This window comes from Microbacterium sp., assembly GCF_047606385.1.
Taxonomy (GTDB): Bacteria; Actinomycetota; Actinomycetes; order Actinomycetales; family Microbacteriaceae; genus Microbacterium.
Genome location: NZ_JASGEL010000102.1, coordinates 20,450 through 42,336 on the forward strand (window position 1 = coordinate 20,450; position 21,887 = coordinate 42,336).

General features: G+C 71.7%; 22 protein-coding genes. 14 read left to right on the forward strand and 8 right to left on the reverse strand.

The window, feature by feature from the left end:
* Positions 1–17 precede the first annotated feature (17 nt).
* The gene (locus QM626_RS10095; protein WP_415076584.1) at positions 18–1,049 is read right to left on the reverse strand and encodes a LacI family DNA-binding transcriptional regulator; all 1,032 of its coding nucleotides are present in this window, start codon (positions 1,047–1,049) and stop codon (positions 18–20) included.
* A 276-nt stretch (positions 1,050–1,325) separates the two neighbouring features.
* On the opposite strand from QM626_RS10095, the gene QM626_RS10100 reads away from it, so the two are divergent.
* The 4 genes from QM626_RS10100 to QM626_RS10115 all read left to right on the forward strand — a co-directional run bounded on the left by QM626_RS10100 (position 1,326) and on the right by QM626_RS10115 (position 7,543).
* The gene (locus QM626_RS10100; RefSeq protein ID WP_415076586.1) at positions 1,326–2,648 is read left to right on the forward strand and encodes an ABC transporter substrate-binding protein; all 1,323 of its coding nucleotides are present in this window, start codon (positions 1,326–1,328) and stop codon (positions 2,646–2,648) included.
* An 86-nt stretch (positions 2,649–2,734) separates the two neighbouring features.
* A complete protein-coding gene (locus tag QM626_RS10105; RefSeq protein WP_415076588.1) occupies positions 2,735–4,078 on the forward strand; it encodes a carbohydrate ABC transporter permease in 1,344 nt (447 codons plus the stop codon).
* A complete protein-coding gene (locus tag QM626_RS10110) occupies positions 4,078–5,049 on the forward strand; it encodes a carbohydrate ABC transporter permease (RefSeq protein WP_415076590.1) in 972 nt (323 codons plus the stop codon). Before QM626_RS10105 ends, QM626_RS10110 begins: the two co-directional genes overlap by 1 nt.
* Before the next feature lie 70 nt (positions 5,050–5,119).
* The gene (locus QM626_RS10115) at positions 5,120–7,543 is read left to right on the forward strand and encodes an HAD-IC family P-type ATPase (protein ID WP_415076592.1); all 2,424 of its coding nucleotides are present in this window, start codon (positions 5,120–5,122) and stop codon (positions 7,541–7,543) included.
* Here QM626_RS10115 and QM626_RS10120 read toward each other — a convergent pair.
* Entirely contained in the window at positions 7,533–7,958 is a 426-nt protein-coding gene (locus QM626_RS10120; RefSeq protein ID WP_415076594.1) for a hypothetical protein, read from the reverse strand. The genes QM626_RS10115 and QM626_RS10120 overlap by 11 nt on opposite strands.
* Before the next feature lie 170 nt (positions 7,959–8,128).
* On the opposite strand from QM626_RS10120, the gene QM626_RS10125 reads away from it, so the two are divergent.
* The 6 genes from QM626_RS10125 to QM626_RS10150 all read left to right on the forward strand — a co-directional run bounded on the left by QM626_RS10125 (position 8,129) and on the right by QM626_RS10150 (position 15,124).
* Positions 8,129–9,358 (forward strand): multidrug effflux MFS transporter, encoded by a 1,230-nt coding sequence (locus QM626_RS10125; RefSeq protein ID WP_415076624.1) that lies wholly within the window; start codon positions 8,129–8,131, stop codon positions 9,356–9,358.
* 23 nt (positions 9,359–9,381) lie between these two features.
* Entirely contained in the window at positions 9,382–10,017 is a 636-nt protein-coding gene (locus QM626_RS10130) for a phosphatase PAP2 family protein (protein WP_415076596.1), read from the forward strand.
* A gap of 62 nt (positions 10,018–10,079) precedes the next feature.
* Positions 10,080–12,512 (forward strand): FdhF/YdeP family oxidoreductase, encoded by a 2,433-nt coding sequence (locus QM626_RS10135; protein ID WP_415076598.1) that lies wholly within the window; start codon positions 10,080–10,082, stop codon positions 12,510–12,512.
* A 63-nt stretch (positions 12,513–12,575) separates the two neighbouring features.
* Positions 12,576–14,120, forward strand: coding sequence for an SDR family oxidoreductase (locus QM626_RS10140; RefSeq protein ID WP_415076600.1), 1,545 nt, complete (start codon positions 12,576–12,578; stop codon positions 14,118–14,120).
* A 105-nt stretch (positions 14,121–14,225) separates the two neighbouring features.
* On the forward strand, positions 14,226–14,699 hold the full coding sequence (locus QM626_RS10145) for a MogA/MoaB family molybdenum cofactor biosynthesis protein (protein ID WP_415076602.1): 474 nt from the start codon (positions 14,226–14,228) through the stop codon (positions 14,697–14,699).
* On the forward strand, positions 14,699–15,124 hold the full coding sequence (locus QM626_RS10150; RefSeq protein WP_415076604.1) for a molybdenum cofactor biosynthesis protein MoaE: 426 nt from the start codon (positions 14,699–14,701) through the stop codon (positions 15,122–15,124). Before QM626_RS10145 ends, QM626_RS10150 begins: the two co-directional genes overlap by 1 nt.
* 81 nt (positions 15,125–15,205) lie before the next feature.
* Here QM626_RS10150 and QM626_RS10155 read toward each other — a convergent pair whose 3' ends face one another.
* The 6 genes from QM626_RS10155 to QM626_RS10180 form a co-directional block, all read right to left on the reverse strand.
* Positions 15,206–15,439: a MoaD/ThiS family protein gene (locus QM626_RS10155; protein WP_415076606.1), complete on the reverse strand. Its 234-nt coding sequence runs from the start codon at positions 15,437–15,439 to the stop codon at positions 15,206–15,208.
* Positions 15,439–15,702 carry a DUF6457 domain-containing protein gene (locus tag QM626_RS10160; RefSeq protein ID WP_415076608.1) on the reverse strand — a complete coding sequence of 88 codons (264 nt, stop codon included), beginning with the start codon at positions 15,700–15,702 and terminating at the stop codon, positions 15,439–15,441. Before QM626_RS10160 ends, QM626_RS10155 begins: the two co-directional genes overlap by 1 nt.
* Positions 15,699–16,367, reverse strand: coding sequence for a molybdenum cofactor guanylyltransferase (locus QM626_RS10165; RefSeq protein WP_415076610.1), 669 nt, complete (start codon positions 16,365–16,367; stop codon positions 15,699–15,701). The genes QM626_RS10160 and QM626_RS10165 overlap by 4 nt, the downstream gene beginning before the upstream one ends.
* Before the next feature lie 124 nt (positions 16,368–16,491).
* The gene (moaC, locus tag QM626_RS10170; RefSeq protein WP_415076612.1) at positions 16,492–16,968 is read right to left on the reverse strand and encodes a cyclic pyranopterin monophosphate synthase MoaC; all 477 of its coding nucleotides are present in this window, start codon (positions 16,966–16,968) and stop codon (positions 16,492–16,494) included.
* Positions 16,965–18,194 carry a gephyrin-like molybdotransferase Glp gene (glp, locus tag QM626_RS10175; RefSeq protein ID WP_415076614.1) on the reverse strand — a complete coding sequence of 410 codons (1,230 nt, stop codon included), beginning with the start codon at positions 18,192–18,194 and terminating at the stop codon, positions 16,965–16,967. The genes moaC and glp overlap by 4 nt, the downstream gene beginning before the upstream one ends.
* Positions 18,188–19,327, reverse strand: coding sequence for a ThiF family adenylyltransferase (locus tag QM626_RS10180; RefSeq protein WP_415076616.1), 1,140 nt, complete (start codon positions 19,325–19,327; stop codon positions 18,188–18,190). The genes glp and QM626_RS10180 overlap by 7 nt, the downstream gene beginning before the upstream one ends.
* 133 nt (positions 19,328–19,460) lie before the next feature.
* Between QM626_RS10180 and QM626_RS10185 the strand changes: the two genes are divergently transcribed.
* The 4 genes from QM626_RS10185 to QM626_RS10200 all read left to right on the forward strand — a co-directional run.
* Complete coding sequence (locus tag QM626_RS10185) at positions 19,461–19,853, forward strand: TOBE domain-containing protein (protein WP_415076618.1); 393 nt, start codon at positions 19,461–19,463, stop codon at positions 19,851–19,853.
* A 4-nt stretch (positions 19,854–19,857) separates the two neighbouring features.
* On the forward strand, positions 19,858–20,667 hold the full coding sequence (modA, locus tag QM626_RS10190; RefSeq protein WP_415076620.1) for a molybdate ABC transporter substrate-binding protein: 810 nt from the start codon (positions 19,858–19,860) through the stop codon (positions 20,665–20,667).
* A 14-nt stretch (positions 20,668–20,681) separates the two neighbouring features.
* Positions 20,682–21,473, forward strand: a complete 792-nt coding sequence (locus QM626_RS10195) for an ABC transporter permease (RefSeq protein ID WP_415076626.1) — start codon at positions 20,682–20,684, stop codon at positions 21,471–21,473.
* On the forward strand, positions 21,470–21,887 hold a 418-nt coding region (locus tag QM626_RS10200), incomplete at its 3' end, for an ATP-binding cassette domain-containing protein (protein ID WP_415076622.1). The genes QM626_RS10195 and QM626_RS10200, both read left to right, overlap by 4 nt.

The window sequence follows — 21,887 nt, forward strand, 5'->3', positions numbered from 1 at the left end:
ATCCCTCGTCCCGGGGCTCAGGAGCCTTCGGGACGGGGGATCGCCCCGCGGCCGAGCGCCGCGGTCGAGCTGCGCACGATCAGCCGCGGCTTGAGGCTGATCGAGGCCAGGGCGGCGTCCGCGTCGTCGAGACGCGCCATCAACAGGTCGACCGCCTGTGTGCCCTGCTCGCGCGGGACCTGACGGAGCGTCGTCAGCGAGAACATGTCCGCGTACTCGTGATCGTCGATGCCGATGACGCTCAGCGCTGCCGGGACCTGGATGCCGAGGCGTCGCGCGGCGACGATGGTGCCGACCGCGACCTCGTCGCACACCGCGACGATGCCGGTGGGGCGCGAGCGGACGTCGCTGAGCAGATCGACCGCGGCCGCATAGCCGTCGGGCATCGACAGCGCCGAGGGGACGTGGCGGATCTCGTCGTCGAGCCCCGCCTCGGCCATCGCGTCCCGGTATCCGGTCAGCCGGGCCGACTCGACGTGCGGCCGGCGAGCGGTGCCGGCCGCGCCGACGAAGACGACCCGGCGGTGGCCGAGCGCGAGCAGGTGCTCGGTGGCCCGCCGGCCGGCATCCAGGTCGTCCAGACCCACCGTGAGGGCGCGATCGTCCGTGCCGACGACTCGGACCACGGGCTTGCCCAGGGCGAGAAGTCGGTCGAGCTCGTCTCCCGGGGGCTCGAGTCCGACCGCGATCAGACCATCGAACCGCTTGCGGATCAGCGCCTCGTCGAAGGCTCGTCGGCGGCTCGCGGATCCCGGAGACCCGTTGTAGAGGGTCAGGTCGTAGCCCCGGCGGAGCAGGGCGGACTGGATGCCCTCCAGCACCTCGGCGAAGAACCATCGCGTGACGTAGGGCATCACGACGCCCACGTTCTGCGTGCGTCCGGTCGCGAGGCTCTGCGCGGCGGTGGAGGGCACGTATCCCAGTGAGGACGCGGCATCGGCGACCCGGCTCCGCGTCTGCGCGGAGACGTAACCGGCTCCGCTGAGGGCTCGGCTCGCCGTCGATTTCGACACGCCTGCCAGCCTCGCCACCTCGGCGATCCCGCTCATCGCATGCCCCTTGTCAGCGGTTGCCGGATCCGCTGGACACATGGTAGCGCTCTCGTCGACATATCGGGAACCGGTTCCATTCTTGATGTCTATTTGCGGGAGCGCTCCCACCGCTGAGGACTGGGTCGGGAGCGCTCCCATATCGGCCTTTACCGAGTTGTGATCCCTCTGTATTGTGATCGCTGCCCGGTTCCAATACCGTTACATGGAATCGGTTCCTGAGTGGATCTGATGTGACGGATATGCACTCCGACACTCAATGAAGAGAGGAATCACATGCTCAGAACACAGCAACGCCGCCTCCTGGCCCCGATCGCCCTCGCCGGCGTCGCCGGGCTGGCGCTCGCGGGATGCGCGGAGAGCTCGAGCAGCAGCTCGACCGGGAGCGACACCGTCGAGATCTCCGGCGGCATCACCGGCTCCGAGGCCGACCTGCTCAATCAGGCTTTCGAGCAGTTCACCGCCGACACCGGCATCAACGTCGTGTACACCGGCGACAAGAGCTTCGAAGGGAACATCGTCACCAAGGTGACCGGCGGCTCGGCCCCCGACATCGCGATCGTGCCCCAGCCCGGCCTGCTGGCCAGCCTCGTCGCCACCGGCGATGTGCTCCCCGCCTCGCAGGCCGTCGAGGACAACGTCGACGAGAACTGGTCCAGCGACTGGAAGACGTACGGCACCGTCGACGGCACCTTCTACGCCGCGCCGATGCTCGCCAACGTCAAGGGCTACGTCTGGTACTCGCCGAAGAAGTTCGAGGAATGGGGCGTCTCGGTGCCGACGACCTGGGACGAGCTGATGACGCTGACCCAGACGATCCAGGAGAAGACCGGATCCGCGCCGTGGTGTGCGGGATTCAGCTCCGGCGATGCCTCCGGCTGGCCGGGCACGGACTGGATCGAGGACCTGGTGCTGCGCCAGTCGGGCCCCGACGTCTATGACCAGTGGGTCGCCGGGGACGTGACGTTCACCGATGCCCCGATCAAGGAGGCGTTCGACACGTTGGGCACCATCCTGCTCGACCCGAACTACGTCAACGCGGGCTTCGGCGACGTGAAGAGCATCAACTCCACCGCCTTCGCCGACGTCGCTGCCAAGGTCGCCGACGGCACGTGCGCCCTGACGCATCAGGCGTCGTTCCTCTCGTCGAACTTCCTCGACGTGACCACCGCGGACGGGCAGACTCCCACGGTTGCGCCTGACGGCGACGTCTACGCCTTCCTGCTGCCCGGTTTCAGCGACAGCGACCAGACCTACGTGGAGGCCGGTGGGGAGTTCGTCGCGGCCTTCACCGACTCCGATGCGGTGGAGCAGGTGCTGGAGTACATGTCCAGCCCCGACTTCGCCGACGCCCGCGTCAAGCTCGGGGGAGTGATCTCGGCCAACAAGAACGCCGACGCGTCGCTGGCGTCCAGCGAGTTCCTCACCGAGGCGATGGAGACGCTGCAGGATCCCAACACGGTCGTCCGCTTCGACGCATCCGACCTGATGCCGGCGACGGTGGGGTCGGGATCGTTCTGGAAGGGCATGGTCAATTGGATCGACGGCACACCGACCGACGATGTGCTGGCCGCCATCCAGGCGGGGTACGACAACTGATCCGGTGACGGACGGTGGGGTCGCCCGGTGACGGGCGGCCTCACCGCTCTCCCGGCGAGCCGGGGCTCTCGAGACAAGGGGAGGACATGTCGACGACGACATCGACATCCAAGGACGCACCGCCGGTCACTCAGACCGCGGCGAATGCAGTGGCCTCGCGTGGGGGCCGTCGAGCCGCGGGAATCGTCGCGATAGTGGGCGCGGTGGGCCTGGTCGCAACGCTCGTGCTGCTGCTGACCGGCACCGGCAACCCGAACGCCTCGCCCACCACGATCGGCTTCTCGCTCAACAGCTTCTTCATCTGGCTGGGCGACCTGAACCCGTTGCTGCAGATCCCGATCGTGCTCATGGTGTTCGCCGTCGTCGTCGCCGCGGTGCTCGTGCTCATCGAGTACGCGCCGCGCGCCGGACGCGGGTACTTCTGGCTGCGCCTGGCAGCCAGCATCCTGATCCCGGTGCTCGCCTTCCTGCTGCTGCGGCCGTACCAGAACGCCGTCGTCTACGTCGTCGCAATCGGTCTGTTCGCGGGCGTGCTGCTCTTCTTCGCCGACTATCGCGCACGCGGCGGAGCGGGTTACGTGTTCCAGCTGATCGTCTTCCTCGCCCCCGCGGCGACCCTGCTGCTGGTCGGCCTCATCTATCCGGCGATCTCCACGATCTTCCAGTCGTTCTTCGACAAGACCGGATCGACCTTCGTCTGGCTCGACAACTACATCTGGACCTTCACCAACGCCGACGGTTTCTGGTCGGTCATCAACACGCTGATCTGGGCTGTGGTCGCGCCCGTCTTCTCGACCACGATCGGTCTCGCGTACGCCGCCTTCATCGACCGGGCCCGAGGGGAGAAGGTGCTGAAGGTCTTCGTCTTCATGCCGTACGCGATCTCCTTCGTGGGCGCCGGCATCATCTGGAAGTTCATCTACGACTACCGGCAGGGCCAGCAGATCGGCCTGCTCAACGCGATCATCACGATGTTCGGGGGGCAGCCGGTCGGCTGGCTCGACGCGCAGCCGCTCATCAACACCTTCTGCCTGCTCGCCGTGTTCATCTGGACCCAGACCGGCTTCGCGATGGTCGTGCTGTCGGCGGCCATCAAGGCGGTGCCCACGGAGCAGCTCGAGGCGGCGCAGCTCGACGGCGCCAACGCCTGGGAACGGTTCCGCAGCGTCACCGTCCCCGGCATCCGTTCGTCGTTGATCGTCGTCGTGACCACGATCACCATCGCCTCGCTGAAGGTCTACGACATCGTGGCCGTGATGACCGGCGGGCGTTCCAACTCCACGGTGCTGGCGTTCGAGATGGTCAACCAGCAGCAGCGCTACCAGAGCTACGGGCACTCCTCGGCGCTGGCCGTGGTGCTGTTCCTGTTCGTGGTGCCGCTCATCGTCTACAACGTGCGCCAGATGCGCAAGCAAGAGGAGATCCGCTGATGGCCTCCATCGACACCGTCCCCACGCTCGGCCGCAAGGCCGTCCGCGACGAGGCACGGCGCGCGCGCCGCAGCGAGAGCGAGGCGCACAAGCGGCTCACCTCCAGGCGTGCGACCCTCATCGCGGTCATCATCGCGGTCGTGTGGACGATTCCCACCTTCGGGCTGTTCGTCACCTCCTTCCGCCCCGGCGCCGACTCCAACTCGACGGGGTGGTGGACGGTCTTCGTCGATCCCAGCTTCACGCTGCAGAACTACGTCGACGCCCTCACCGCCGGCGGCACCGCGCTGACGCTCGGTCAGTCGTTCATCAACTCGCTGGCGATCTCGATCCCGGCCACGGTCATCCCGATCGCGCTGGCGTCCCTCGCCGCCTACGCGTTCGCCTGGATCCCGTTCCGCGGCCGCAGCTTCCTGTTCGTGGCGGTCTTCGCGCTGCAGATCCTGCCCATCCAGATGGCGCTCGTGCCGTTGCTCAGCCTGTTCTCCAAGGGCTTGACGATCGGCGACGTCAACATCTTCCCCGGGTTCGGGCTGCGCGACGTCGACCACAGCTTCGCCACCGTGTGGATCGCGCACTCGATCTTCGCGCTGCCGCTGGCGATCTTCCTGCTGCACAACTTCATCCGCGAGATCCCGGGCGAGCTCATCGAGGCGGCGCGCGTCGATGGCGCCGGCCACGGCCAGATCTTCTTCCGCATGATCGTGCCGCTGGCGATGCCGGCGATCGCCTCGTTCGCGATCTTCCAGTTCCTGTGGGTGTGGAACGACCTGCTCGTGGCCACGATCTTCGCGCCGAGCTCGTCGCTGCCGTTGACCCAGACGTTGAACTCGCTGTCCGGATCGTGGGGCAACAAGTGGTACCTGCAGTCCGCGGGCGCGTTCATCTCGATCGTCGTGCCGCTGATCGTCTTCTTCGCGCTGCAACGGTTCTTCGTGCGCGGTCTGCTCTCGGGCGCGACGAAGGGCTGAGACGCGGCGTCCCCGTCGCAGCGGCGAGGGCCGCCAGGGCGGCGTCCCGGTCGTTGGATAGGGTGTGCGCATGGGTGCGGGGGAGTCGGCCGGGGTGCGCACGACCGATGCGGACGCCGAGGGCCTGACCGCGGGGGAGGTGACGGCTCGCACCGCCGAAGGGCGGACGAACCAGTTCCGCTCGGACACCAGCCGCTCGATCGGCAGCATCGTCCGCGCGAACGTGTTCACCCTGTTCAACGGGATCGTGGGGGCGTGCTTCCTCGTGCTGCTGCTGGTCGGCCGGTGGCAGGACGCGCTGTTCGGCCTGTCGGCGGTCGCGAACGCGATCATCGGCAGCGTGCAGGAGTTCCGCGCGAAGCTCGCGCTCGACCGGCTCGCCCTGCTGAACGCTCCGCAGGCGCGGGTGCGCCGCGACGGCGCGGAGACCGAGATCGCCCCCGCAGAGGTCGTCATGGACGATCTGCTCGTGCTGCGCGCGGGCGATCAGGTCCCCGCCGACGCCCAGGTCGTGCACTCGCACGGCCTGCAGATCGACGAGTCGATGCTCACCGGCGAATCGGATGCCGTGGACAAACGACCCCGCGACGAGGCGCTGTCGGGCTCGGTCGTCGTCGCCGGCGAGGGGACGGCGCGGGTGATCCGTGTCGGCGCCGATTCCTACGCGAACGCGTTCCAGGCGGAGGCCAAGCGGTTCTCGATGGTCGGCAGCGAGCTGCGCACCTCGATCAACCGCGTCCTGCGGTGGGTCAGCTGGGGGATCGGACCGATCGGCCTGCTGGTGCTCAACGCCCAGGTGCAGGTGGCCGGCGGCTGGCAGCGCGTGTTCGCCGACGGCACGTGGGTGCAGGCGGTCGTCAACACCATCGCCTCGCTGACCGCGATGATCCCGCTGGGCCTCGTGCTCATGACCTCGATCGCGTTCGCGGTCGGGGCGGCCAAGCTCGCGGGCAAGAAGGTGCTGGTGAACGAGCTGCCCGCCGTCGAAGGGCTGGCCCGCGTCGACGTCGTGTGCCTGGACAAGACGGGCACGCTCACCCGTGGCGACATCGAGTTCGACGACACGCACGAGCTCCCCGGTGCGACGGCCGGCTGGCGGGACGTGCTCGGCTGGTACGGGGCCGCTCCGGACGCCAACGCGACGGCGCGCTGCCTGCGCGACGGGTTCGCCGACCCCGGGCTGGCCACGGTGCGCACGATCTCGTTCTCGTCGGCGCGGAAGTGGAGCGCGGTGTCGTTCGCGGGCGTCGGCACCTGGGTGCTCGGTGCGCCGGAGATGGTCTTCGGCGCGCGCGCGACCGTCCCCGGCGACCCGCTGGGTGCGGCCGTCACCGTCCTGGCCGCCAGCGGGCTGCGCACGCTGGTTCTCGGTCACAGCCCGGCGGAGCTCACCGACGACGACGTGGCGGCCGAGCGGCTGCCGCCCGGCACGGTGGCCGCCGTGGTCGTCACCTTCCGCGAGCAGGTGCGTGACGACGCGGCGCAGACGCTCGCCTACTTCGCCGCGCAGGGGGTCGGCATCCGCATCATCTCCGGCGACAACCCCCGTACGGTCGCAGCCATCGCGCGGCAGGTCGGCGTGGCGGTCGACGAGGGATACGACGCCCGCACGCTGCCCGCCGACCCGGAAGCCCTCGCCGACGTGCTCGAGACCCACACCGTGTTCGGCCGGGTGACGCCGGAGCAGAAGAAGGACATGGTCACCGCTCTGCAGAGCCGCGGCCACACGGTGGCGATGACCGGCGACGGCGTCAACGACGCCCTCGCCATCAAGACCGCCGACATCGGCATCGCCATGAACTCCGGGGCCGCGGCCACCAAGGCCGTCGCCCGGCTCGTGCTGCTGGACGGCCGGTTCTCGCACCTGCCCGACGTCGTCGCCGAGGGGCGCCAGGTCATCGCCAACATCGAGCGGGTCTCGATGCTGTTCCTGACCAAGACGGCGTACGCGACCGGGCTCGCGATCCTGTTCGGGGCGCTGGTGCTGGAGTTCCCGTTCCTGCCGCGACAGCTGTCGATCACCGACGGCCTGACGATCGGCATCCCCGCGTTCTTCCTCGCGCTCATGCCGAACGCGCGGCGGTACATCCCGGGGTTCCTGCGGCGGTCGCTGTCGTTCGCGATCCCCGCGGGCGTCGTCATCGCGTTGACGCTGACGGCGTACACGCTGACGGCTCGCTCGCTCGACGTGGACATGGACCAGCTGCGCACCGGGTCGACGATCATCCTGGCGATCGTGGGGATCTGGATCCTCTCGATCCTGTCCCGCCCCCTCAACCGCTACAAGGTGATCGTGATCGGGGGCATGTTCATCGCGTTGACGGCGCTGTTCACGATCCCGCTGGCGACAGTGTTCTTCCAGCTCACCGACCCCGGCGAACCGGCGGCGTACGCACTGACCGGCTACACGATCCTGGCCATCGCGCTGATCGAGGTGGTGCGTCTGCTCCACCTCCGCTTCGTGCGGCGCGCGCTCGCGGCGATCAGGCCGTGAGCGGATCGGGCGCCGGCGCGCGAGACGTGAAGTGACGTGAGCCCGGCGGCACCCACAGCAGAGCGAGCAGCGCCAGATCGAGCACGATGTCGAGCGTCGAGGACCAGTCCCACGGGTCGGTCGCGATGATCGTGATCAGGTGGAGCGGGAGCTCGACGGCCAGGTACAGCGTGACCAGCAGGCGTGACAGCCGGCTGCCGCGAGCGATGCCGGATGCGACCGCGAGGGTGAGCAGGCCGAACAGGATGACGCCAGCCCCGAGCAGCGACACGGTCAGCACGTCGTCTGCGTCCACCTGGTAACGACTGAGCAGGATGAGGATGCCCATGCCGGTGTCGATGACGCCGCTGATGGTCACCAGGATCACCGCCAGAGTCACCACGACGGGCCGTCGGCGGCGTTCGTCCCCGGTCACGCGACCACCCTAGCGCGCGATCGGGTAGCATCGGAGATGTATTGTCGAATCGTTTCGACCGCTCCTCCGCCCGCTGCTTCCGAATGGTGTTCGTCGTGCTCGAATCCGCCCCGCGCCCCGTGACCGGGGCGATCCGCACCCTCGGCGCGAACCCCCGGACCGCGCCGATCATGCTGCATCCCGGTGACGCGATGCCGACGTGGCGCCGGGTCGTCTCGGTGGTCCTGCTGGGAACGCTCACCGCGCTCGGGCCGTTCACGACGGACCTGTATCTGCCCGCGTTCCCGGTGCTGCAGGCCGACTTCGACACGACTGCCGCGGCGATCCAGCTGACGCTGACCGGCACGATGATCGGCTTCGCCGTGGGGCAGCTGATCGTCGGCCCGCTCAGCGACAAGATCGGGCGACGCATGCCGCTGCTGGTGGTGACCGCGCTGCACATCCTCGCCAGCGTCGCCGCGGCGATCGCCCCGGACCTGCTGCTGCTGGGGATCGCTCGCGTGTTCATGGGTGCCGGTGCCGCCGCCGGCGGCGTCGTGGCCGCCGCGATCGTGCGGGATCTGTTCGGCGGCAAGCGTCTGGTCGTCATGCTCTCGCGGTTGGCGCTGGTCACCGGAGTCGCCCCGGTGCTCGCGCCCCTGGTGGGGTCGTGGCTGCTGGGCGTCATGCCGTGGCGCGGCATCTTCGTCGTGCTCGCCGTCTACGGCGCGCTCATGCTCGCCTGCTCGATCGTCCTGCTGCCCGAGACGCTGCCGAAGGCGCGCCGACGCGAACGCGGCACGACCACCGTCTGGCAGCGATACCGCAGCGTGTTCAGCGACCGCGTGTTCGTCGGCGTGCTCGTGATCGGCGGAATGGCCTTCTCCGGACTGTTCTCCTACCTGTCGGCGTCCTCGTTCCTGTTCCAGGAGACGTACGGCTTCGACGCGCAGCAGTACGGGCTGCTGTTCGCGGCGAACTCGGTCGGCGTGATCATCGGCGTGCAGAGCGCCGCGCGCCTGGCCGCGCGCTTCGGCCCGCAGTGGGTGCTCGCGTTCTCGACCGTGGCGCTCGGTGTCGCCGGCGCCGTCATCATCGTCGCCGACCAGGCGGGCTGGGGACTGTGGGGCACGATCGTGCCGTTGTTCGTGTTCATGACCGGCTGCGGGTTCACGATGCCGTGCGTGCAGGTTCTCGCCCTGGACCGGCACGGCAACGCCGCCGGCACCGCCCAGTCGATCGTCGGCGCGGTCAACTTCGGCGTCGCCGGGCTCGTCTCGCCGCTCGTCGGCTGGCTCGCCGCGGATGCCGGGATCACGGCCACCTCGATGGCCTCGGTCATGGTCGGCTGCGCGGTCATCGCGGTGCTGGCGCTGTGGCTCATCGTGCGCCCGCGGACGGTCGCCCTGCTCACCCCGTGACCCGTCGCGGGCAGAATGAGGCGATGGATGCCCTCGCCCGCCCGCTGCGGCGTCTGCTGCCCGGGCTGGTGCTGGTCGGCCTCGCGTTCGCGCTCGGCGCATGGACGCTCGCCCGCGGTGCGGAGCCGTTCGTCGTCGACGTCTGGTGGAACGCGGTCGCCGGCGACTGGCGGCATCCTGCGCTCGACGTCATCGCCGACGCGCTGAACCTCGTCGGCGGGTTCTGGGTCAGCGGCCTCGTCGTCACGCTGCTCGGCGCGATCGCGTTGGCCGTCCGGCACCGGTTCCGCGCGGCGCTGTACCTCATGGCGGCGCAGGCCGGCTCGGCGCTCGCCGTGCAGGTGCTCAAGCACCTGTTCGGGCGGGCGCGGCCCGAGGACATCCTCGTGCTCAGCGACTACGGGTCGTTCCCGTCCGGGCACACCGCGGCGGCGGCGACGCTGGCGACGGTCGCCGTGGTGCTGCTCCGCCGGTGGTGGGTGCTGCTGCTCGGCACCGTGTGGGTGGTGGCGATGGCGCTCAGTCGCACCTACCTGCATGCGCACTGGGCCAGCGACACGCTCGGCGGCGCGCTCGTGGGAGCGGGGGTGGCGCTGGCGGTCGCGGCGGCGTTCGCGCGCCGGTCCGGGTCGGGCACCGCGGACCACGCTGCATCGTAAGGCGGCAGCTTCTGCGTTCTTCGCACCGCCGAGGCAGGCCGCCGCCGGCATACCATCGGAGCATGGCGATGAAGGCACCGACCCACGACATCGACGAGGGCAAGCTCCGCGTCGGCGACCCGAAGAAGGTCGCCGTCGGCATCCCCGCCGTCATGCATGCGCTGGAGATCGCCTACGAGCAGGCCGGTGTGGTGCGCAGCGCCCGCGCCCTGCTGCGCGTCAACCAGAAGGACGGCTTCGACTGCCCCGGGTGCGCGTGGCCGGAGACCGACCACCGGCACATCGCCGAGTTCTGCGAGAACGGGGCCAAGGCCGTCGCCGAGGAGACGACCCTCCGCCGGGTCGGGCCCGAGTTCTTCGCCGAGCACTCGATCGCCGCGCTCCGCCAGCACGACGACTGGTGGCTGGGTCAGCAGGGGCGGCTCACGCACCCGATGATCCTCGACGAGGGGGCGACCCACTACCGCCCGATCTCCTGGGACGATGCGCTGCGGGAGATCGCCGACACGCTGCGGGGCCTCGACGACCCGGACGAGGCGATCTTCTACACCTCCGGCCGCGCCTCCAACGAGTCGGCGTTCATGTACCAGCTGCTGGTGCGGGGGCTGGGCACCAACAACCTCCCCGACTGCTCGAACATGTGCCACGAGTCCAGCGGGTCGGCCCTGACCGAGACGATCGGCATCGGCAAGGGCACCGTCTCGATCGAGGACATCCACAACGCGAAGCTGCTGATCGTCGCCGGGCAGAATCCCGGCACGAACCATCCCCGGATGCTGAGCGCGCTCGAGAAGGCGAAGAACAACGGCGCGACGATCATCGCGGTGAACCCGCTGCCCGAGGCGGGTCTCATGCGGTTCGAGAACCCGCAGACCGTCAAGGGCGCGCTGCTGGGCGGCACCCCCATCGCCGACCGGTTCGTGCAGATCCGGCTGGGCGGCGACCAGGCCCTGTTCCAGGCGATCGGCAAGCACCTGCTCGAGGTCGAGGAGAGCTCCGGCGGAGTGCTCGACCGTGAGTTCATCGCCGCGCACACCAGCGGCTTCGACGCATATCGGCGGGCGATGGCCGCGGCGTCCTGGGCCTCGTTCGAGGAGGCGACCGGGCTGGCGGAGGCGGAGCTGCGCGAGATCGCGGAAGCCGTGCGCACCTCGCCGTCGACGATCGTGTGCTGGGCCATGGGCCTGACCCAGCACAAGCACTCCGTGCCGACGCTGCGCGACGTCGTCGACGTGCTGCTCCTGCAGGGCAACATCGGCCGCGAGGGCGCCGGCGTCTGCCCGGTGCGCGGCCACTCCAACGTGCAGGGCGACCGCACCGTCGGCATCTATGAGAAGCCGTCAGAGGCGTTCCTTCAGGCGATGGACGCGGAGTTCTCCTTCGCGTCGCCGCGGGAGCACGGCTACGACGTGGTCGCCGCGATCCGGGCGATGGATGCCGGCCGGGCCAGGTTCTTCATGGCGCTGGGCGGCAACTTCGTCTCCGCCACCCCCGACACCGAGGTGGTCGAACGGTCGCGGGCGAAGCTGGACCTCACGGTGGAGGTCTCCACGAAGCTCAACCGCTCGCACGTCGTCACCGGCAAGCGCGCGATCATCCTTCCGGTGCTCGGCCGCACCGACCGTGACGTGCGCGGCGGCAAGGAGCAGCGCATCTCGGTCGAGGACTCGATGGGGGCGGTGCACTCCTCGCGCGGGCGGCTCAGCCCGCCCCCGGGCGACCTGCTCAGCGAGGTCGCGATCATCACCCGCATCTGCGGGCTGCTGTTCGGCGACTCCGGTCGGGTGCCCGACTCCGCCGTCTCCCACGGCGGGGACGTCGACAGGCACCAGGTCGAGCGCGACCCGGTGGACGCTACCGGGCTCCCCGATCCCGCACATCTCACCCATCCCGCCAACATCCCGCACGCCGACTGGGCGGCGCTGGAGAACGACTACGCGCTCATCCGCGCGCACATCGCGAACGTCATCCCCGGCTTCGAGGACTACGACCGGCGCATCGACAAGGGCCGCACGTTCTTCCTGCCCAACGGCCCGCGCGACGGCCGCCGGTTCGCCACGAGCGACGGCAGGGCGCGGTTCACCGTCAACGAGCTGGAGTATCCGCGCATCCCCGACGGTCGTCTCCTGCTGCAGACGCTGCGCTCGCACGACCAGTACAACACCACCATCTACGGCAAGGACGATCGCTACCGCGGCATCCACGACGGCCGCCGTGTCGTGCTGATCAGCGCCGAGGACATCGCCGCGCTCGGCTTCGCCGACGGTGACATGGTCGACCTCGTCTCGGAGTGGACCGGGCCCGACGGGCGGCTGCAGGAGCGGCGTGCCGACGTGTTCCGGCTCGTCGCCTACGCCACGCCGCGCGGCAACATCGCGGCGTACTACCCGGAGACGAACGTGCTCGTCCCGCTGGACTCGGTCGCCGACGTCTCCGGCACCCCGACCTCGAAGGGCGTGATCGTGCGCCTGGAGCGGTCGCCGATCCACGCCTGAGCGTCTCGTCGCGCGGAGCGCAAGCCCCCTGAGCCGTCACGGGACACCGCCTAGCGTGGGCGGATGACCACTCTCAGCGCGCCCACGGGTGTCGAACCGGAGCTGCGTGCCGAGGCGGGCGCCGACGGCGTCACGCCGCGAGTGCTCGTCATCGGCTCGACCGGATACGTCGGCGGCCGCCTCACGCCGCGCCTGCTCGCCGCCGGCTACCGGGTGCGCGTGCTCGTGCGCGACGCCGCGCGGGTGGCCGCGTTCGGGTGGCACGACGGGGTCGAGACGATCGAAGGGTCCGCGGACGACCCGGATGCCGTCGCCCGCGCGGTCGCGGACGTCGACGTCGTGTACTACCTCGTCCACTCGATGAGCGCCGGACGCGGGTTCGAGGAGACCGACCTGCGCATCGCCGTCACCGTGGCCGAGGGCGCCGCCGCGGCCGGGACCGTCGGCCGGATCGTCTATCTCGGGGGCCTGCACCCCGACGGGGTGCGGCTGTCACCGCATCTGCGTTCGCGCGTGGCGGTCGGCGAGGTCTTCCTGCGCGGCCCCGTCCCCGCGCTCGTGCTGCAGGCCGGGGTCGTGATCGGATCGGGCTCGGCGTCGTTCGAGATGGTGAGGCATCTCACGGAGGTGCTGCCGTACATGCCGGCCCCGCGGTGGGTGCGCAACCGCATCCAGCCGATCGCCGTGCGCGACGTCCTGCACTACCTGCTGGGAGCGGCGCGTGTGCCCGCCGATGTCGACCGCGCGGTGGACATCGGCGGTCCCGACGTACTGCGCTACGGGCAGATGATGAACGGGTACGCGCTCGCCGCCGGCCTGCGCCAGCGGGCGATCGCCGCGCTCCCGGTGCTGACGCCGCGGCTCGCCTCGCTGTGGGTGGGACTCGTGACGCCGGTGCCCGCCGCGATCGCCCGGCCGCTGATCGCCTCGCTGGAGAACGAGTGCGTGATCACGGACCACGACGTCGACGCCCTGATCCCGCGACCGGAGGGCGGACTCACCCCCTACGACCGCGCCGTGCGGCTCGCGCTGGGCAGGGTCGAGGCCGACGACGTGGAGACGAGCTGGCAGGACGCCGAGGTCGGCGGTGCGCCCTCGGATCCGTTGCCGAGCGATCCGGACTGGGCCGGGCGCACGGTGTTCACGGATGTGCGGACGCAGCAGACGACCGCGCCGCCCGAGCGGGTGTGGTCGGTCATCGTCGGCATCGGCGGGGAGAACGGCTGGTACTCGCCGCCGGTGCTGTGGGCGCTGCGCGGATGGATGGACCGGCTCGTCGGCGGCGTGGGGCTGCGGCGGGGACGTCGCAGCCGTTCCCGCGTCACCGTCGGCGACGCTGTGGACTTCTGGCGCGTCGAGGCTCTCGACGAGGGGCGGTCTCTGCGGCTGCGGGCGGAGATGCGCGTTCCGGGCCTGGCCTGGCTCGAGCTGTGGGTGCGGCCGGAGGGCGACGGATCGGTGTACGAGCAGCGTGCCGTGTTCTTCCCGCGCGGGCTCGCGGGGCGGCTGTACTGGTGGAGCGTGCTGCCGTTCCACGGCCTCATCTTCCGCGGCATGGCGCTGCGGATCACCCGCGCCGCCGAGGCGGCGGCGCGAGGCGTGTCATAACTCCTCCTGGACGCCGTCGTGTGTGCGGGGCGCGGCGGGATCACGGCGGTTCGCGCGCCGGTTCGCTGGGAGAGGCGGAGTTATGACACGGCCTAGGCTGGAGCGATGCGGCTCGCCACGGTCATCACGGTCTCGGACCGCGCGGCTGTGGGCAGGCGCGAGGACACGTCGGGACCCGCCGCGGTCGCGCTGCTGCGCGATGCCGGGTGGGAATGCCCGGACGCGGTCGTCGTGCCCGACGGCGCCGACAGCGTGGAGGCCGCGCTGCGAGCGGTGCTCGCGACAGGCGCGCAGCTGGTCGTGACCACCGGCGGCACCGGGCTCTCGCCGCGCGACGAGACCCCGGAGGGGACGGCGCGCGTCATCGGACGCACGGTGCCCGGCATCGCAGAGGAGCTGCGGCGGATCGGCGCGGCGGAGAAGCCCGCCGGCATGCTCTCCCGCGGGCTCGCCGGCGTGGCCGGCGGCGCGCTGATCGTGAACCTGCCCGGATCGCCCGCGGCCGTGGCATCCGGCGTCCCGGTGGTGCTGTCGATCGCCGGTCACGTCGTCTCACAGCTGGCCGGGGGCGATCACTGATGCCGGTCGTGCAGGTGGCGATCACCGCGGAGCCCCTCGACCTCGCCGCGCATCTGCGGCTCGTCACAGACGCGACCTGCGGGGCGGAGACGAGCTTCGTCGGCCGGGTGCGCGATCACGATCCGGATGCGGCGTCCGCCGTCGTCGCGCTGGAGTACTCCGCGCATCCCGACGCCGAGCGGGTCCTCGGCGAGCTCGCCGCGCGGGCGATCGGGGACACCGGCGCGCGGGTGGCGGTGAGCCATCGGATCGGGCGTCTGTCCGTGGGCGACGCGGCCGTCGTGATCGCCGTGGCCGCCGGCCACCGGGGCGAGGCGTTCGCCGTGTGCCGCGAGGTCATCGAGGAGATCAAGCGATCCCTGCCGGTGTGGAAGCGCCAGGTCGAGGCCGACGGCACGACCGCCTGGAAGGGACTCGGGGGCTGACCCGGCTCGTCTCCGTCGACATGCGTGTGCGACACGTCGCGCCGTGCCCTTCCACGGAGATGAAACCGAAGGGGGCGGCGGTCACCCGCCGGCGAACGGCGGCAGCACGTCGACGAGCGTGTCGGCGTCCAGCGCCGTGTCGTCGTCGACGCGGGAGCCGGCGACGAGCACGGCGCACCGGGGCAGGATGCCGCCGAGCCCGGGATGCTCGGCGGCCAGCGCCCGGCGCAGCCCGCCGAGCGTCGCCTCGGCGCGCGTCTCCTCGGCACGGCCGGCCAGCTCCTCGGCCGCCGCGAAATAGCGCACTCGCGCCATCAGGACGCGTGCCAGTCGGCGGCCAGCTGCGTCACGGCGGCCACGGCGTCGCGGATGTGCTCCGCTCCGCCGCCGGCCAGGCCGGCGGCCAGCCCCGCCGCGAAGGCGCTGAAGGGGGCCGCGGGACGTGCGACGCCGCGCGCCACGTCGGCGGCGAGGTCGAGGATGACGTCGATCGGCAGGTCGTCGGGTCCCAGCCCGAGGCGCTCGCGCAGGACCGCCCCCCACTCGTCGAGGGCCTCCGGGGGAAGGTGCTCGCTCATGTCTCTTCTCCTTCGCTGCGCCGGTGGGCGGCGCGCGCCTGTTCCAGATCCTCCCACGTGTCGACGTCGGCGACCACGGGATCGGGCACGCGCACGACCGCGATCGCGAGGTCGTCGAGCAGCGCCCGCACCGAGGCCTGGCGCGCGGCGTCGGGGAGGGCAGCGGCCGCCCGCCGCAGGGCTGCGGTCCGGTAGGCGCCGGTCAGCCACTGCGGACGCGAGGTGCTGTCGGCCAGGCAGACACCGTCGGCGTCGGCCGGCAGCAGAGGGAGATCGGCGACCAGACGCGCCGCCGCGGCATCCGGCCGGGCCAGGTCGCAGGCCAGCACCAGCGTCCACTCGCTCGCCGCGGCGGCGTCGAGGGCGGCGACGATCGCTGCGGCCGGGCCGGTGAAGGGCGGGTCCTCGCGCACCCAGCGCACGCCGGGCAGGTCGGCATCCCGCGCCGGTCCGACCGCGACGATGCCGGTCGCGCCGGCATCCGTCACCGCCGTCACCGCGCGCTCGATCAGCGTCCGTCCGCCGACCTCGAACAGCGCCTTGTCCGCGCCGCCGACCCGGGTGGCGCGGCCCCCCGCGAGCAGGATCGCGCCGAGGGTCATCGCTCCACCCGGCAGGTCCTCGTCCGGCATGTCCGGGGTGTTCGGGCCCGGTGTCGTGAGCATGTCCCACTTCGGCGCGGTATGAGCCATCCATACCGCGCCGAAGTGGGACATCTACCGCGCCGAAGTGGGACATCTACCGCCGAAGGGGGCGGAGAGCCGGGGGAGGACGACACGGCGGAGGGAGTCATTCCTCGCCGGGGCGGGTCCAGGTGCCGGACCGACCGCCCTCCTTGCGGACGACACGGACGTTCTCGATCGAGGTGCCCTTGTCCATGCCCTTCACCATGTCGACCACGGTGAGGGCGGCGACGCTGACGGCCGTGAGCGCCTCCATCTCGACGCCGGTGCGGTCCGCCGTGCGCACCGTCGCCTCGATCTCGACCCCGTCGTCGACCACGGCGAGGTCGACCACCGCGCCGTGCACGCCGATGACGTGCGCGAGCGGCAGCAGGGCGGGCGTGTGCTTGGCGCCTTGGATGCCGGCGATGCGCGCGACGGCGAGGACGTCGCCCTTGGGCACGCTGCCGTCGCGCAGGGCCGCCACGACCTCGGACGCGCAGCGCACGAACCCGCGTGCGGTGGCGGCGCGGACGGTGGGCTGCTTCGCCGTCACGTCGACCATCCGGGCGTGGCCCGCGGCATCCAGATGGGTGAAGCTCATGAGACCAGCATGACATCGACGAGGTCGCCGGCCTCGACCCGGTCGATCTCGCCCGGTACGACCGCATACGCCTCGGCGTGGGCGAGGCCGCCGGCCAGGTGCGAGCCGGATCCGCCGGCGGTCGCCGGGCGCACGGTCCACCGGCCGGGGTCGGAGCGGTCGATCGCCGCCGGCAGGTACTGACGGCGGATCGGCGGGGTCTTCCACGCCACCGCGGCCGGCAGGCGCAGCAGGGGGCGATGGATGCCGGTGCGCCCCAGCATCCGCAGGATCACCGGCCGCACGAACACCTCGAACGAGACGCCGGAGCTGACGGGGTTCCCGGGCAGGCCGAACAGCAGCGCGCCGAAGTCGAGCCGGCCGAAGCCCTGCGGCTTCCCCGGCTGCATCGCGACCTTCACGAACGAGACGTCGCTGCCGGCGAGGGCGCCTCGCACGACCTCGAACGCGCCCTCGCTGACGCCGCCGCTCGTGACGACGATCTCGGCGCCCGCCGCGCGTGCCCGCTCGAGCGCGGCGAGGAAGGCGGCGTCCGTGTCGTCGACCGTGGTGCGCAGCACGAGCTCCGCGCCCGCGTCGCGGACGAGCCCGGCGAGCAGCTCGCCGTTGGACTCCGGGATCTGCCCGCGTCGCAGCGGCCGTCCCGGCGGCACCAGCTCTGCGCCGGTGGAGACGACGGCGACCCGCGGGCGACGGGCGACGACGGCGTGCGTGACACCGGCGGCGGCCGCCGCGCTCAGCTGCAGCGGCGTGAGCAGCACGCCGGCGGGGACGACCACGTCGCCGGTGCGCAGATCCTCGCCGCGCCGGCGGATGTGCGCGCCGGGCCGGGGGGCGATGAGCACGGTGATCTCGCCGAGCGAGTCCGCCAGCCCTGCGGCGGTGTCCTCGAACGGGACGATCGCGTCGGCGCCGGTCGGCGCGGCGGAGCCGGTCATGATGCGGGCGGCCTGTCCCGGGCCGAGCTCGGGGTCGAGGCCGCTGCCCGCGGGCAGGTCCGCGACGACCGTGAGGGGCACGGGGTTCTCCGGCGAGGCGGCGGCGACGTCCTCGTAGCGGACGGCGAAGCCGTCCATCGCGGAGTTGTCGAACACCGGGATGTCCACGCGCGCGGTGAGCGGTGCACGCAGGGTGCGGCCGGCGGCATCCGGGATGGCGACCGTCTCATCCTCCGTCGTGCCGGCGGCGGCCAGCACGACCGCCTGCTGCTCCTCGACGCTCAGCACGCGTGCGCTCCGTCCTGGAGGTGGGGGAGGGCGTCCATGCCCCCCTCGAGCACGGTCGCCGTGACCCCGGCCGCGATGAGCGCGCGGGCGGCGCGCTCGGCGCGGACGCCCGCCTGGCACACGACGAGGAACGGGCCGGTGCCGAGCGCGCCCGGATCGGCGAGCACCTCGGCGAGCGGATGCCGCAGCGCGCCCGCGATCGTGCCGGCGGCGGTCTCGGCGGGCTCCCGCACGTCGAGGACGGTCAGGCCCGTCGCGAGAGCGGTGGACAACTCGGTGGCCGGCAGGTGCGGAACGGCCGGGTCGCCCGCATCCCCGACGCCCGGCACGGCGCGCCGCTCGCGGTGCGGCTCCGCTCCGGTGGCGAGGCTCGGCCGCAGCGGCACCTCCCGCGTCCGCGCGCGCAGCGCGTCGATCAGCAGCACGCGACCGAGCAGCGGCTCGCCGACACCCGTCAGGAGCTTGATCGCCTCGGTCGCCATGAGCGATCCGACCTGCAGGCAGAGCGCTCCGAGCACCCCGACCTCCGCGCAGGTCGGCAGCGTGCCGACCGCCTGCGGCGGGTACAGGTCGGCGAGCACCACCGGCTCGACGCCGGCGGGGGGATCCGACCAGAACACGGTGACCTGTGCATCGAACTCCTGCACCGTGCCCCACACCAGCGGCACGCCGAGCGCCTCGCAGGCGGCGGCGACGACGGTCCGCGTCTCGAAGGTGTCGGTGCCGTCGAGCACGAGGTGGGCGCCCCACAGCAGGTCGGCGGCGCGCGCGGCCGTGAGCCGTTCGCGCACCGGCCGTACGACCGTCTCCGGGGACAGATCGGACGCCGCGCGCACCGCACCGTCGACCTTGGGGGATCCGGCATCCCGACGACGGTGGATCACCTGCCGCTGCAGATTGGACACCTCGACGTCGTCGTCGTCGATGACGATCAGCTCGCCGACCCCGGCGGCGGCGAGGGCCAGCACGGCGGGCGAGCCGAGTCCGCCGGCGCCCACGATCGCGACCCGGGAGGCCGCCAGCCGGCGCTGGGCGAGCTCGCCGAAGCCGGCGAGCGTCGTGTGCCGCGCAGTTCGTTCGCGCTCGGCCGGCGACAGCGCGGCGACGGGCTCGACCAGCGGTGGCAGTGGCATCCATCCAGGCTAGCCCGGCGTTGTCCACCGTGGATCCGCTCACACCCGGCGTCTGTCGAGTGTGCGGCGCCGGAAACGCAGATGCGGCACGATCGCAACTTTCGGTGCGCACCCGCGGCGATAGAGTGACGAGATGCAGAGCTTCAAGGTGTCGCAGGCGGCCCGCCTGCTCGGTGTCAGCGACGACACCGTGCGTCGCTGGGTCGATCAGGGGATCCTCCCGGTCACGGATGCGAGTCCGACCGAGATCCCCGGAGCCGCGCTCGCGCAGCGCGCTGTGGACATCGCTGCCTCCGTCGCCGATCCGACCGATGTGCTCTCCAGCGCGCGCAACCGGTTCGTCGGACTCGTCACGCGAGTGCAGGTGGACGGCGTCATGGCGCAGGTGGACATCCAGTCCGGCCCGCACCGTGTCGTCTCCCTCATGTCGGCCGAGGCGGCGCGCGATCTGGGGCTGGAGCCCGGATCGCTCGCGGTGGCCGTCGTGAAGGCCACGACCGTCATCATCGAGACCCCGAAGGACTGAACACATGCGCCTCACCGCACGCCGCGCCGTCGCCATCGCCGCGACACTCGCCGCCGCCGCCCTGTTCGCCGGCTGCTCCGGCACCGACACCACGAGCCCGACCGTCACCGGCGGCTCGTCGTCGGCGACCGAGTCGGCCCTCAGCGGCACGCTGACCGTCTACGCCGCGGCATCCCTGAAGACCGCGTTCGACGAGATCGCCGACGCGTTCGAAGAGGACAACCCGGGCGTCACCGTGCAGCCGATCTCGTACGACGGGTCGTCGACGCTGGCCACGCAGATCCTCGGCGGCGCCTCCGTCGACGTGTTCGCCTCGGCCGACGAGGCCAACATGGCCAAGGTCACCGACGCCGGGCTCGCCGAAGACGCCCAGCTGTTCGCCTCGAACACGCTCGTGATCGCGGTGCCGAAGGGCAACCCGGCCGGGATCACCTCGCTGGCCGACCTCGCCGACCCGGACAACACCGTGGTGCTGTGCGCCGTCGGCGTCCCCTGCGGGACCGCCGCCCAGACGCTGCTGTCGAACGCGGGGCTGACGGTGAACGCCGCGAGCTACGAGCAGAACGTCACGGCGGTGCTCACCAAGGTCGCCGCCGGCGAGGCCGACGCCGGCCTCGTCTACGCCACCGACGTGATCGGCGACGACGACGTCGAGTCGATCGTGCCCGAAGGCGCGGCGGACGTCGTCAACTACTACCCGATCGTCGCGCTCGACGACGCGCCGGATGCGGAGGTCGCCGCGGCCTTCGTGGCGTACGTGCTCGGCGAGGACGGCCAGGCGATCCTGTCCGAGCTGGGCTTCGCGAAGCCGTGAGCCGTGCCGGCGGGATGCGCGGCTACGCGCCGCGCGTCCTCGCCGTGCCCGCGGTGATCGGGCTCGCCTTCCTCCTCCTGCCGCTCTCCGCCCTCGTCGGCCGGGTGTCGTGGGACACGCTCTGGGCGGACATCACCGCGCCGGAGTCGTTGTCGGCGCTCTGGCTCTCGCTCGTGACCGGGATCGGCGCGACGCTCGTCTGCGTGGTGCTGGGGGTGCCGCTCGCACTGCTGATCGCACGGAGCGGATCGCGTGTCGCGTCCGTGCTGCGCGCGCTGGTGACGGTGCCGCTCGTGCTGCCGCCCATGGTCGGCGGCGTCGCGCTGCTGTTCCTGTTCGGGCGCAACGGCTGGATCGGGGAGGCGCTCGGCGCCGTCGGCATCCGGCTGGCGTTCACGACCACCGCCGTGGTGATGGCGCAGACCTTCGTCGCGCTGCCGTTCCTCGTGCTCTCGGTCGAAGGCGCGCTGCGCTCGACCGGAACCGGGTACGAGCAGGCGGCCGCCTCGCTCGGCGCCGGACGCTGGACCATCCTGCGCCGGGTCACGCTGCCGTTGGCGGCTCCCGGGCTCATCGCCGGGACCGTGCTGTGCTTCGCGCGCGCGATCGGCGAGTTCGGTGCGACGGCGCTGTTCGCGGGCAACTCTCCCGGGGTCACGCAGACCATGCCGCTGGCGATCTACACCGCGTTCAACGGCAGCGGGGTGTCGCAGAGCACCGCCGTCGCGCTGTCGCTGATGCTGCTGGTGACCGCGATCGCGGTGCTGCTGCTCGTGCGCGCCTGGCGGCCGGAGGCCGTGCGGTGAGCGCGGCATCCGATGAGGATGCGCGGGGCCTCGACGCGCGGGTCGTCGTCCGGCGGGGCGAGAGGTTCACGCTCGACGCCTCGCTGCGCGCCGAACCCGGCGAGACGGTCGCGGTCATGGGGCCGAGCGGCGCGGGAAAGTCCACGCTGCTCGGCGCGCTCGCGGGACAGGTGGGACTCGACGAGGGGCACGTGCGGCTCGGCGACCGCGAGCTGTCGACGCCCGACGGGACGGTGGATGCGGCCCGCCGCGACACCGTGCTGCTCGGGCAGGATCCGCGCCTGTTCCCCCATCTGAGCGCGCGCGAGAACGTCGCGTTCGGACTGCGGGTGCACGGCGTGCACCGGCGGGCCGCCGCGGCGCGGGCCGAGGGGCTGCTCGCCCGGGTCGGGCTGCCGGATGCCGGCCCGCACC